Source organism: Brachyspira alvinipulli ATCC 51933 (genome assembly GCF_000518245.1).
GTDB lineage: Bacteria > Spirochaetota > Brachyspiria > Brachyspirales > Brachyspiraceae > Brachyspira > Brachyspira alvinipulli.
The window spans coordinates 1-13,708 of the sequence record NZ_KI912406.1 but is presented as its reverse complement, the minus strand read 5'-3'; the positions used below and the strand labels follow the sequence as shown (position 1 = coordinate 13,708).

Genomic DNA, 13,708 nt, shown 5'->3' with positions numbered 1-13,708 from the left:
CTTTATTATTATTTTTTAGTACTATTATTTTTTTTAGTATTATTTTTACTAATATTTTCTTCATTTTCTTCTATAATAGTACTCAAAGTAGAATAAATATCAGATGTAAATTTACTATCATCAAATATATTATAATCCTTATTAGAATCTTCAATTATATCAGAAATCTCTTTACTATAATCAACATTTAAACTACTTTCAGAAAATACATCTATTATCTTTTTATCATTTTCTGCATTATCTTTTTTAAGAATCTCTTTTTTTGCTATAACTTTTTCTTTACTAGGTGCTTCTTTATCTTCTATAACTTTTTTATTATCAATTTTATCTTTTGATACAGAATCTTCTATGTCATCTAAACTAGGTAATTCATCAAAAGTATCGCTATTGATATAATCATCAACTTTTTTTCCAGAAGGTATTATAACAACAGCCTCCTGTTTTTCTTCTTTAGCTTCTTTATTAAATAAACGCTGTTTAATAATTTCTTTTAATTCTGATATACTTTTAGTAGTAGCAAAGAATAATAAAACACATATACATATAAAACAAAGATATACAAACCATTCACCAAATCTTGTATATATTGTTATATCACTATTTAAAGCTACATTGGCTATCATATAATCAGGTTTCCAAAAAGGAAGAGTAGAAATTATTTTTCCTGTACTTGATATATGACCTGTCACCCCTGAATTTCCATTATGTACAATATCTCTTCTATTTTCTATAGCTCTAAATATTGACATATAAAAATGCTGAAGTAAGGATTCATCACTATAAGACCAAGCATCTTCTGTAATAACAGCTAAAGTCTGAGCCCCATCATAAACAAATTTCCTTACAAAATTTCCAAAAGCACTCTCAAAACATATAACGCCTGAGAAAGTATAACCATTAGGATGATTAAATACTGTTAAACTTCTTCCTCTATCCCATCTATTTGCACCTGCTTTATCAAATTGAGAATACATAAAATTAATAATATTTTTAAATGGGAAGGTATTAAGCAGAAATTCATTATCTTGAAAAGGATATGATTCCCCGCCTGGAACTAATTTTATTTTTGAATATTCTCCAATAACATTTCCTCTATCATTAATAAATTCCATGCCATTATAATATTTATATGGATTATAAGCATCCTCATTAGTATCTTCTTTAATAATAGTTGTTCCAAGTAAATGGTAAGTTTGAGTATATCTGATCATATCATAAAGTATATATGTATTGAATACACCAGGATACATAGAATTTGATGCCAAACCATAGTCAAAAATTTCTTTGTACTCTGATATATAAAAACCATAAGAATCCAATGTAACAGATTCAGGATATACTATTAATGAAGGTTTTGAAAGAGAGGCATCTCTTGCAAGTTCTGCTATTCTTTTAACAGATATAGTACCATTTTGTGTTACTCCATCTGGTTTCTCTTCACTTTTAAATTTCTCAGGTTTTAATAAGAATTTTTCTGCAAAACCTTGTATTCCTTTAGAGCCTTTTCTATAAGGTTCTCCTGTATATATACTGTTCCAATAAATATTAGGGTCAAAAGATTTTTGTATTAATGCCATCTTAGTTTTAGGCTGTAAAGTTCTTTTAGACTCTTCTACATTAATTCTTATAGCTCCATAAATTATGATAAGTAAAAATGAACCAATAAAAATTAAAGCTGGAATATAAGGTCTTTTATATTTAGGCTTCTCAACATACATTACTAAATAATGTGCTATTAAAGCATTACTTAAATATATAAAAAAGCTAATTCCCAATACCCCAAATATATCAGCAGATTGTATAAACAAAGAAAAATTCCATTGAGAATATCCTATAATACCCCATGGAAAACCTAAATACCCTACATTTCTCATATATTCCATAAATGTAAAAGTTGCAGCTACAGCTAAAAATCTAAATTTAGGCATTCTTTTAGAAATAAAACTGCTTAATAACATTGCTGGAAAATAAAAAAGAAAAGTAATTAAAAAAAGTATAGTAAATAAGGTTAAAAAAGAAACTATTGCTTCTGTCTCTTTTAACATAAAAGAAGTTACCCATAACAGGAGATAACCAAAAAATACAACTACAAATATAGATGCTGATATTATATAATATCTAAGTTTATCAGACTTATAAATTATAATATTTAAAGGGACAAGTGCTATAAATGATACGGGAAATAAATTAAGGGGCGGAAAAGACAAAGATAGAAGTACAGCACTAACAATACTTAATATAATTACACCAACAGTATACGAATTATTCCTAGACACAACTAAATTTCCTAAAACATTTTATAGATTACTATTTTAAAAAGTATAGACTTTATATAGTTTATAAAATACAAGTAAAATAAATTAATGACCTTCTTTTTTCTTTAAAGCTTCTTTAATTTCATTTACAAATTTTTTATCTTGGAATCCTATATGTTCCAAAAGCCAATCTTTTAAAAATTTAATGAATTTATTGGCAACAAAAGGCTGACCTTCTTCATATTTCCTAATATGGTCAACTATCTCCAAATAGAAACTTTTATGCATAGCCTTATGATTCTCAGCATCAGAATAATTAATAAGATCCATTATTTTTTCTTCTGTTTTAAAATGATATTGAGTATAATCTATACACTTTTTAATAGCTTTTATAAATGCTTCATTAGCATTTGCATTGTTATCTACTGTTGCAGTGTAAAGTTCATTAACAATATTTACTAATTCTTTATGCTGACTATCTATAAGTTTATGTCTAGTTTCATACAGAGGCACCCATTTAATAAAAACCGATGATTCTTGTTGCTCATTATTATTGTTATTATTATCCATCTCAGTCCCCTTTAAATTTTTTATTTACAATTTAAATTTTATAAAAAATTTACAAAAAGTCTACTTATATAAAAAAACACTATTATAATATATATCTGCTAATATCCCTGTTATCCTCAATATCTTTCATAGCATCTTTTATATTATCGGCATTTATTTTAATAAATTCACCCTTATGTTCATCCGCACTAAAAGAAATTTCTTCAAAGACTTTTTCCATTATAGTATAAAGTCTTCTAGCTCCTATATTCTCAACATTAGTATTAATATTATAAGCCATATCAGCTATAGCCTCTAAAGCAGCGTCTTCAAATTCTATAGTTACTCCTTCTGTTTTAAGAAGTTCCTGATACTGCTTAGTTATAGCATTTTTAGGATTAACAAGTATATCCTTAAAATCATCCTTAGATAAAGCCTTAAGCTCAACCCTTATAGGAAATCTTCCTTGAAGTTCTGGTATCAAATCAGAAGGTTTATTAATATGAAAAGCACCCGCAGCAATAAATAATATATGATCTGTTTTTATAGGGCCATATCTAGTATTAACAGTAGTTCCTTCCACTATAGGAAGTAAATCTCTTTGTACTCCATGACGAGCAACATCAGCACTGTCAGTTTTATTTCCGCTTGCAATTTTATCTATTTCATCAAGGAATATTATACCCATATTTTCAGTAAGACTTAAAGCATCTGATGTGATTTTTTCCATATCTATTAAAGATTCAGAAGCCTCATTAATAAGATATTTTTTAGCCTCTTTTACTCTAAGGCGCTTATGCTTCTTATTTGGAGGCATAATACTGCCAACCATAGATTGAATCATATCACTTTCTTCAAATCCCATGCCTGGTATTATACCAAACATTCTATTTTGACCGCCTGTTATTTTTATCTCAACATAACTTTCATCAAAATCACCATTAGCTATACGTTTTTTTATCTGCTCCTTGGCATTTTTCTTTTTTTCCATTTCCTCTTCAGATAAATTTTCTGAATCTTCTTTTTTTACAGATGGAAGTAACAATTTTGCTAATTTATCCAAAGCTATATCTGTAGCCTCTTTCTCTACTTCTTTCATCATAGCAGTTTTTAAATCAAATATGGCAACATTAACTAAATCTCTAACCATACTCTCAACATCTCTGCCGACATAACCAACCTCTGTATATTTAGTAGCCTCAACTTTAATAAAAGGAGCATTTACCAATTTAGCAAGTCTTCTCGCTATTTCAGTTTTACCAACCCCAGTAGGTCCTATAAGTATAATATTTTTCGGAGCAACTTCATCTTTTAAATCCTCCGGTAAATGACGTCTTCTGTATCTATTTCTTAAAGCTATAGCAACAGAACGCTTAGCCTCTGTTTGACCTATTATATACTGATCTAAAGCTTCTACTATTTTTCTAGGTGTAAGTTCACTCTCTAATTTCGCATCAAATGACATATTTATTCAAGTACCTCCAAAGAAATATTACTATTAGTATATATACATATTTTAGAAGCTATTTCAAGTGATTTTCTTGCTATATCTGGAGCTGACAAATCTGTATTCTCAGTTAAAGCAATAGCTGCTGCTTTAGCATACTGCCCCCCACTTCCTATAGCTAATATGTTATTCTCACTTTCTATAACATCGCCGTTTCCGGAAAGTAAAAGCATTTTATCTTTACTTGCTACTATAATAAGAGCTTGTAAATTTCTAAGCATCTTATCAGTTCTCCATTCGCGTGCAAGCTCAACAGCAGCTCTAGTTAAATCTCCAGAAAACTCTTGTAGTCTTTTTTCAAATTTCTCAAATAATGTAAAAGCATCAGCAGTAGAACCCGCAAAGCCAGACACAACTTTACCACCATACAATTTTCTAAGTTTAACCGCATTTGGCTTCATTACAGTTTCTCCTAACGTAACCTGTCCATCACCTGCTATAGCTGTAACTCCATTTCTGCTTACAGCACAAATTGTAGTGCCTTTAAACATATTCGTTATTCCTCTCAATTAATATATTATCTTATATTGTATTATATATTGATTTCTATTGCAAATAAATTTTTAATTTATTATAATCCAATTATATGTTTTATTTAGAAATAACAATATGAATTATGATAAAAATAATTATAATTTTCTTAACTGATAAAGAGATATAATATCTTAATTTTTGTAAAGATGCTAATATAAACGAAAAATCAATGATGATAATAGAAAAATATTAAATCAATTAAAACTTAAATATAAAATATCTGATAAAAGAGCTTTTTAAATAGAACTTCATATTCCTTATTTTGAAAATATAAAAAAGAAATGAATTTATGGAAATATATCAAATTATTATTTATATAGAAAATTCTACAAACATTTTAGGTATAACATATTATTTTATGAGATATTATAATAAATCCATAGAAATATTAAATGAAACTGTAAAAATAAATCAAATGAAAACTTACAGCTTACAATTATTTCAATCAGTAAAATTTTTTATTCAAATATATTTTCTATTATATTCGGTTTTATTATTGTTTATTTAGTATTATATATTCGCTTATAATACAAATATTATTTTATAATTTTACTACTCATTAGCTACTATTCTAAGATAATGCAAAAACTCCTCATCTTCGCAAATAGTTTTACCTTCATCATCAGACAGCTTAGCAACAGGTTTTCCATTTACACTTTGAAGTTTCATAACAATATTAAGAGGTTTAGCTACAGGCTCAAAATCATTCATAATAAAAGTACCTATACCAAATGTAACATTGGTTTCATCTTTAAACTCTTTATATATTTTATATGCTTTTTCAAAATTCAAACTATCGCTAAAAAGTAGAGTCTTTGTTTTAGGACTTATTCTCAATTTCTTATAATGTTCTATAACTTTATATCCCCAAACTATAGGATCTCCTGAATCATGTCTTATTCCATCATAAAGTTTAGCAAAATATAAATCAAAATCTTTCAAAAATTTATCGGTACCTAGTGTATCGGATAATGCTATACCTAAATCGCCTCTATATTCATTTACCCAAGACTGCAGCATAAACTTTTGACTTTCAGCAAGTCTTACTTTATCTAAAGCCTGACCTACTTGATAATATTCATGAGCATTCGTTCCAACAGCAAGCAAATTATATTTATAAGCGAAATATACATTACTTGTACCAACTAGGCATGAAGCAGGAAGAGTTTTTTTAAGAATACCAATAACTTTATCCTGCCATTTAAATGAAAATCTTCTCCTTGTTCCAAATTCAGAAAATTTAAATCCATTATCATGGCTATGCATTGGAAGAAGAATATATTTTAATTTACTATTTAAATTAATTTCTGCCTGTTTATATGCTTTCTCTCCGTTATCATCTTTACAAACAGTATGCTTATAATAAATTTCACTAATCATAGCAAGCACAGGTATTTCCCAAAGAATAGTTTGATACCATGGACCTTCTATTTCTACTGTTAATTTATTATTATCAAATAATGCCCTTATATGTTCTTCTAATGGCCTATATAACTTTAAAAATTCTATAAAATCTTTCTTTATAAATCTTAATGATGACAAATAATCCAATTCATCTTTTTTAAAAGTTAAATTACAGAAATGCTTTATTTGGGCTAAAAATTCTTCATGCATATCTTTAGTCCATTCTAATATATTCCTGCTTTTAAAAACATAACGCACCCAAACATCAGAAAATTGTCTTAAAGCACATTGCTGCATAGTAAATTTATATAAATCCGTATCCAATAAACTAATTATTATAGGCTCCATTTAAAATTCCTTTTAATCTTTATTAATCCTGTCAAAAGTTTTTGATATTTTATATAATCTATAAATACCAGAAACAAAACCAACAAATATACCTATTATAGTAAATAAAGGCCGGCTTCCAAAATATTTATCTGCATAATGTCCTACAAAAGCTAAACCTAATACCATACTTCCAAATTCAGCGCCAAGTGCTGCATATTTGATTCCATTTTGCAATTTTTTATTATCAGTTATCTTCATAATCTAAAGTAGTAAATATTAAAGGGTTAACATATTCTGTAGCTAATCTTAATTCATATTCAAATTCACCTGTCTTAGCATTACCTAAAATCTCACCCTTTCCTACATCCATATTTTCAGATACCAAAGATGTAGCAAGTCCCTTATATCTTGTTATAATACCGAATCTATGATAAATAGTTATAGTAAATCCTGTATCTTTATCATAAGAAATATCATTAACTGTTCCGGAAGCAGTAGCTCTTATTAAAGTACCAGCAATAGTTTCAAAACCAACGCCTTTAGATATAACTGAACCATCCTGATATGGTCTTGATATAACGGCATATCTGGAGTCTATAGGAAGTATAGATGGTATGGATTCTAAAGAATTATTTTTTGAAGATACATTAGCTTTTAATTCATCCAAATATCCCCTTATTTTCTCCAATTCCTCAGATCTTGAATTCAAAAGAAGAATATTATCAGCATAATTACTACTATTAAAATCAATATTAGAATTCTCTATATTTAATTTTCTAGCCACATTAGACATGTCTGTTCTGTAATAATCATTTGTAACAACAGAATTAAATATTTCCTCAAATGAATTTATTTCTCTTAATTTATCCTGATAGCTTCCGCTCAATATTTCTGTTTTGCTCGCCATTATAGTATTTTTGGTTAGAAATGAAAAAGTAGAAAGCAATGCTATAGAAACTAAAAGTATTATGATAATCAAAGCATATATTGAAATTGATAGAGTTCTAGTTTTCTTTTTGGAGTGAGGTATAAACATAAAGTAAATCTTATGCGTTAAGAATTTACCTATTTTTTTTAAAAATAAAGAAAATGAAGATTCGTTTTTATTAAAATATTTCTTATGATTTTTCTTCTTTTTTATTTTATAAACTTCAGACATAAAATAATTCTACCTATACTTTTACAACCATTTTAACAAAATATATAATATTTATCAAGTCGTAGTATAGATATCAACTAATGCTTTATATATTTGATTAGCCAATTCTTTTATCTCTTTTGTACTTCCAAATTTAGCTTCATGTATAAAAGCAGATTCTATCATAATAGAAGGAACATCTTTTTTCATTTCCTGCTTATTGTAAGTATGTTCAAATGCATCCCCTATAACAATTAAACCTCTTAAAGATATACCATCATCAATTAATTCATCTTTATCATAAAATTTCCATACAGAATCAGGAAGCACCACATCATGTCCTATAATAGGTGAAATATTATATTCCTCCTGCATTCTTTTAGATACTCTCTGAGCTACCTGCATAGAAGCTGCAAATTCTCTATTATAAGGGCTAACTATAACATGGAAACCTGAAGTTTTTCTTCTTCTGCTTATATAAGGCATATAATCAAAATGCAAACTAATTAATAAATCAAAATTATTATCTATAGCATAATGTCTTATAGCATATAATTCTAATGTTTGATATCTAGTTAAATTACCATTTCTATATTGATCTTCTACTTTTGTATTATATATACCTAAAAGTTTTTCATAATTATTTGTCATATATTCTTTAATAGGCCTGCTGTAATAAGCACCATCCCTACTCAAAAAATATTCAAATCTGCTATCTTCAGAAAGTATTTTAGCTAATTCTCTGCCTACTCTCAAAGTCATATAATATTCATATCCCAATGAACCTAATGCACCTTTTGTTGCTGCATTATGTCCAGGATCTATTAGTATTCTTATTTTTCTATTCTCTGGATTAAGAGTGTTAATTTCATTATTTTGTAAATTATCCTGTTTTACTTCGCTATCTCTAACTATAGTTTCAGATGCTCTAGTATTAGCCGTAACTATAAGTGATGAAAAAGATACTATTATTAAAACGATAATAACAACTGAAAAAATTATAAAACGATTCTTATTATTCATAGTTATATTATCGTAAATATTTATTATTAAATTAGTTATAATATATAAAATATTTTTTAGTTACTTATTAGAAATAATAATTTATTAATACAAGCTATAAAGTTTGATAATTTAAAATTTATTATAAACAATATGAATTATTTATTTTTTTTATTATTTGAAGTATCAGTTTTAGAAATATTTTCCACTAATATATCTGTAGAATTCATAATATCTGTTATGCGAACACCAAAGCACTCATCTATTACTACAACCTCACCTCTAGCTATTAACTTACCATTAACAAGCAAATCCACAGGTTCACCTGCTAATTTCTGAAGCTCTATAATAGAACCTTCACCAAGCTCCAATATTTCACGTATACTTAAACGTGCTCTTCCAAGCTCTACTGTAACATTAATAGAAACATCCATAAGTAAACTAATGTTACTAGAAGGCGTAGCATTAACTTTAGATTCATTCTCTTGTTTTTTATCACTCATTATTTCACTTCTTACTTTATATATTTAAAAAAATGCAAAAACTTTTGGTATTTCTATATGTACAATTATATACGTTTATTTAGATAATTTCAATTATAAAAATAAAAAAGCGAGGAATAAATTCCCCGCTTTTATTATATTGGTACTTATTTTTAACTTATCTAGGTTTATTAGTAAGTCTATCCATAGGATTTATGATATCAGTAACACGAACACCGAAGTTTTCATCTATTACTACAACCTCACCCTTAGCTATTAACTTACCATTAACAAGCAAATCCACAGGTTCACCAGCCAATTTTTGAAGCTCTATAATAGAACCTTCACCAAGTCCTAATATATCTCTAATAGTCATAGTAGCTCTTCCTAACTCTACAGTCATGTTCATAGTTACATCCATGAGCAGACCTATATTGCCGGTACCCTGAACATCAGAAGCAGACATTAAAGAGTTAAATTCAGCATGCTGTACACCTAATTGAGGACCTGAATCAAAAGCTTGATTATCAACAAGTCCACCCATAGAACTATTGCTTGAAGCAGCATTTCCAGCAGAAGAAGCAGGAGCTGAAAATGAAGCAGCACTGCTAGAAGCTGAACTTAAGAGGCTTTGTAATAGTGGAAGTTCTAAAGCAAATACATAAGGAGCATTGTCTATCTCTCCTTCAATAGATAAATTACCGCTAACTATTGCCAAAGGTCCAGGTATATTAATACCAAAAGCATCTTCTAATATAGAAGTCTCTATAGGTGAATTAGTAAAACTTCCTCCAAATCTTGAAGATAAAGCACTATCAGAAACCCCAACCATTTGGGAAAAAGCTTCTTTTAATACTTGTGCTACCATATCATTTAAAGCAGCTTCTTTTTGTCCCATCATAAGAGAAGCAACAGCTAAAGCCTCATTTTCTCCCATGAAGTAATAAACATTTCCGCTAATAGAGCCTGTATATCCAACTTTAGCCTCTATCATCTTACCTGATAGCATTTGATGCAAGTTATTCACATCTCCAACTGTAGTCGTAATATTAGTAATAGACGCAGTTTTTGTAGAAATAGAAGATAATGAAAAAGCTTGATTCTCAGCTATCAATTTTGCAGCTTCATTAAAAAGCTGTTTATCTACTGTTGAGCCGCTGTTTCCAGCTGAAGCATCACTGCCGCCAAAAGCATCATCAGCACCTTTCAACAAAGCTTCTATTTCATCTTGAGATAATGCACCATCACTCATCATAACCTTAATCCTCCTCTTTTAATAAATCGTCTTCGGTTATATCAGCCTCACCATCCATAACACCTGTAAGCTGTACAGCCATTCTGCTACCTGATATACCAGGACGACATAAGAATTTCTTTCTATTTCCTATCTTAAATATGACAGGATCTGTAATCTTAGTATCAGTAAACTTAACAACATCACCTTTCTGAAGATTGAGAATGTCTGATAGCGGCAATTGCATAGATCCAAGTTCCGCTGAAGTTTCAACGAATATATTTTGTAATTTTTCTTTAATAATTTTCAAATTCTCACTACTGCTTCCTCTTCTAATAGATGCATACCAATATTGAGCTGAAAACTTAGATAGTATAGGCTCAATAGTAATATAAGGTATACAAAAATTCATCATACCTTCAACATCAGCTACTTTAGTTTCCAAAGTAATTAAAACAACCATGTCATTAGGACTAACCATTTGAGCAAACTGAGGGTTAGTTTCTATAGAACCTAAACGCGGTCTTAAATCTATTACCTGCGACCAAGCCTCTCTTAAGTTACCAAGTATTCTTACTATAATACCTTCCATAACTGATAACTCAATATCTGTTAACTCTCTATTTAAGTTCTTAGGGCTTTCACCAGGTCCCCCAAATAATCTATCAATAATAGTAAAAGTGATAGATGGGTCAATCTCTAATATAGAGCTACCTTTTAAAGGGTCCATACTAACAATAGCCAAAGTAGAAGGATTACTAACACTTCTTATAAACTCTTCATAAGTAAGCTGGTCTACGCTTGCTACGTGAATACCTACTAATGTTCTTAATTGTGCTGATAATGAAGTTGTAGTAACACGTGCGAAGTTTTCATGCATCATTTGAAGCGTTCTAATTTGGTCTTTTGAAAACTTATCAGGACGTTTGAAGTCATATATCTTTATTTTTCTATGTTCTACTTCTACACGCTTAGTATCAATATTATCTAAACTTTCTCCAGATGATATAGCACTTAGTAACGCATCTATTTCGCTTTGTGACAATACTTCTGTCATACAAGTATCCTTCTCTTATAAATTTTTTCCATTAGCATTAGTAGCATTAGCTTAATAAGAAGTTATCAAATAATATACCATCTATTTGACCATTTCTAAGCATACTATTAATCTCTCGTTTAATATCAGCTTTTAACTGTTCTCTACCTTCATTAGTTCGCAATTGATTATAAGTATAAGAACTAAGTATAGTAGTTATTCTATCTCTTATCATGTAAACTCTCTCTGGAAGTTCCACCGCAAGCTGTTTAACATTAGTAGTATATGTTAATATAATACTAACTCTTACATATCTTGCTACATCCATATCAGCTGTATTTACATTGAACTCTGGAGTAACTGCAAAATATGTTGGAGGTGGCTGTTTTACCATGTCATCAACTACCCCACCTTGAACTCCTGCAGCTCTTCCCACACTCTTTGAAACAAAAAATGCTATAAGCCCAGATATTAAAGCCACAACTAAAATGGCAGCAACTCCCATAAGTATTTTGACAATCATAGGGCTTAAACCAAATTTTTTCTTTGGCGTAGCTTCAGCTTGTTCCTCTTCTTCTTCGCCTTCTTCTAAGTCTAAGTTTTCTTCGTCTGCCATATAATTTCCTCTCTTAAATTAATATGTTTATTTTCAATTATATAACAGTAAAATAAAATTATCAACTCTTATGTTAACTTTAACTTTTTTTACTGTCCTTATATATAATATCGGTAAAGTACAAAAACACTTAACATATTTTTTATACAAAAGTAAAAAAATAATTATATTGATTTTTTTACTTTTAATCGTTATAATTTCTTAAGTATTTCATTTACAAGGAGAAAGCAAAATGAGAGTTTTATTAAAGGCTGAAGAATATCAAAAAGTGCTTCCTAGATTAGCAGCTGAAATTATAGAAAAAGAGGATATTGAAAAGCTTGTTATTGTTGGAATAAGAAGAAGAGGAGATTTCCTAGGTATAAGATTAAAAAAACTTTTGCAGGAAAAAGTTAATATAGACATACCTATAGGAGCAATAGATATAAATCTTTATAGAGATGATTTATCTTCTCTCTCAGAGTTTCCTGAGATTAAAGAAACCGATATACCTTTTGATATTACTGGAAAAACTGTACTGCTTGTTGATGACGTACTTTATACTGGAAGAACAATAAGGGCTGCCTTAAATGCTTTATTTGATTATGGAAGACCTAAAAAAGTGTCTTTACTTGTTTTAGTAGATAGATTCGGAAGAGAATTACCTGTATCTGCTAATTATGTTGGACTTGCTCTTAATGTTCCTCAAGATCAATATGTATCTGTAAGAGTTAAAGAGTTAGAAGGTGAAGATTTAGTATTATTAAAAGATAAAGCTAATTAAAATAATTAAAAAAGGGCTTTAAAAAAGCCCTTTTTTAGTTTACTCACCAAATTTTCTAAATAAAGATGAATACATATCATAAAACTCTGTTTTAGAGAAAGCATTTAAATCTTCAGGCGGCATCTTTTCCACAATATTTTTGAAATATCCAAATAATTTCTTAAATTTATTTATTTCACTTTCTGATAGTAAAACATCTGGTCTTGAACTATATTCATTAACATGACCACTTTCCTCTTCTGACTCAAATAATTTTATTGCATAATCTAAATCTGATTGAGTAATTTCTCCATCAAAATCTTCATCATCGGAAGCTTCATGTTTCTCTTTTTCTTCAAGTATAGGCTCATTATCATCATCTACCAAAGTGAACTCCTCATCAACTGACATATTGCTATCCAAACCATCTTTCTCAATAGTATCTAATTCTCTTTCTTCAGACATATTAGTCTCCTTATTTAAAAGCTCATCCATAGAATCAAAAGATTCTAAAGATTTATTTTTAGTGTTATTATCTTCTTCGTTATTATTTTCATTTACTTTATCATTATTAGATATATGAATTAGTTCAATTCCATCATTTTCATCACTGCCAATCATTATATTTTCTAATGCACTTAGATCACTATCTTTTATTTCATCAATCTGAACATTATTAATATATACAAGGTCTTCTAATTCTTGTTCGCTTACATCATTCTCAAATTTATTCAAATAATCCTGATACATAGATTTTTCTTCATCATCTAATATATCATCTTCTAATTGTTCTGCATCGCTATATGAAGTACTTTCTTCAACTGTTGGAGATTCTGATTTACTTTCATCTATTACTTCTGCACCTGATTCTTTATTCAA

At 28.7% G+C, this 13,708-nt stretch carries 14 protein-coding genes; 1 reads left to right on the top strand and 13 read right to left on the bottom strand.

Annotated features, from left to right (window positions below; translation table 11 throughout):
• Window positions 1-8: 8 nt before the first annotated feature.
• The 12 genes from lnt to T324_RS0113150 form a co-directional block, all read right to left on the bottom strand.
• Entirely contained in the window at window positions 9-2,276 is a 2,268-nt protein-coding gene (lnt, locus tag T324_RS0113210) for an apolipoprotein N-acyltransferase (RefSeq protein WP_028330691.1), read from the bottom strand.
• 84 nt (window positions 2,277-2,360) lie between these two features.
• Window positions 2,361-2,825, bottom strand: coding sequence for a bacteriohemerythrin (locus tag T324_RS0113205; protein ID WP_028330690.1), 465 nt, complete (start codon window positions 2,823-2,825; stop codon window positions 2,361-2,363).
• A gap of 82 nt (window positions 2,826-2,907) precedes the next feature.
• Window positions 2,908-4,269: an ATP-dependent protease ATPase subunit HslU gene (gene hslU / locus T324_RS0113200; RefSeq protein WP_028330689.1), complete on the bottom strand. Its 1,362-nt coding sequence runs from the start codon at window positions 4,267-4,269 to the stop codon at window positions 2,908-2,910.
• Window positions 4,270-4,271: 2 nt separating this feature from the next.
• Window positions 4,272-4,802, bottom strand: coding sequence for an ATP-dependent protease subunit HslV (hslV, locus tag T324_RS0113195; RefSeq protein ID WP_028330688.1), 531 nt, complete (start codon window positions 4,800-4,802; stop codon window positions 4,272-4,274).
• Window positions 4,803-5,397: 595 nt separating this feature from the next.
• The gene (gene pncB / locus T324_RS0113185) at window positions 5,398-6,597 is read right to left on the bottom strand and encodes a nicotinate phosphoribosyltransferase (protein WP_028330686.1); all 1,200 of its coding nucleotides are present in this window, start codon (window positions 6,595-6,597) and stop codon (window positions 5,398-5,400) included.
• A 12-nt stretch (window positions 6,598-6,609) separates the two neighbouring features.
• Entirely contained in the window at window positions 6,610-6,837 is a 228-nt protein-coding gene (locus T324_RS0113180; protein WP_028330685.1) for an AtpZ/AtpI family protein, read from the bottom strand.
• A complete protein-coding gene (locus T324_RS0113175) occupies window positions 6,824-7,738 on the bottom strand; it encodes a peptidoglycan DD-metalloendopeptidase family protein (RefSeq protein WP_028330684.1) in 915 nt (304 codons plus the stop codon). The genes T324_RS0113180 and T324_RS0113175 overlap by 14 nt, the downstream gene beginning before the upstream one ends.
• 54 nt (window positions 7,739-7,792) lie before the next feature.
• Window positions 7,793-8,740, bottom strand: coding sequence for an N-acetylmuramoyl-L-alanine amidase family protein (locus T324_RS0113170; protein WP_028330683.1), 948 nt, complete (start codon window positions 8,738-8,740; stop codon window positions 7,793-7,795).
• Window positions 8,741-8,877: 137 nt separating this feature from the next.
• Window positions 8,878-9,222 carry a flagellar motor switch protein FliN gene (gene fliN, locus T324_RS0113165; protein WP_028330682.1) on the bottom strand — a complete coding sequence of 115 codons (345 nt, stop codon included), beginning with the start codon at window positions 9,220-9,222 and terminating at the stop codon, window positions 8,878-8,880.
• Window positions 9,223-9,379: 157 nt separating this feature from the next.
• Window positions 9,380-10,456, bottom strand: a complete 1,077-nt coding sequence (fliN, locus tag T324_RS0113160; RefSeq protein WP_028330681.1) for a flagellar motor switch protein FliN — start codon at window positions 10,454-10,456, stop codon at window positions 9,380-9,382.
• A gap of 4 nt (window positions 10,457-10,460) precedes the next feature.
• A complete protein-coding gene (fliM, locus tag T324_RS0113155; protein WP_028330680.1) occupies window positions 10,461-11,492 on the bottom strand; it encodes a flagellar motor switch protein FliM in 1,032 nt (343 codons plus the stop codon).
• A gap of 46 nt (window positions 11,493-11,538) precedes the next feature.
• A complete protein-coding gene (locus T324_RS0113150) occupies window positions 11,539-12,087 on the bottom strand; it encodes a flagellar basal body-associated FliL family protein (protein ID WP_028330679.1) in 549 nt (182 codons plus the stop codon).
• Between the two features lie 232 nt (window positions 12,088-12,319).
• Between T324_RS0113150 and pyrR the strand changes: the two genes are divergently transcribed.
• Entirely contained in the window at window positions 12,320-12,850 is a 531-nt protein-coding gene (pyrR, locus tag T324_RS0113145) for a bifunctional pyr operon transcriptional regulator/uracil phosphoribosyltransferase PyrR (protein WP_028330678.1), read from the top strand.
• Between the two features lie 39 nt (window positions 12,851-12,889).
• Here pyrR and T324_RS18160 read toward each other — a convergent pair.
• The coding region (locus T324_RS18160; RefSeq protein ID WP_028330677.1) for a hypothetical protein at window positions 12,890-13,708 on the bottom strand (819 nt) is incomplete at its 5' end.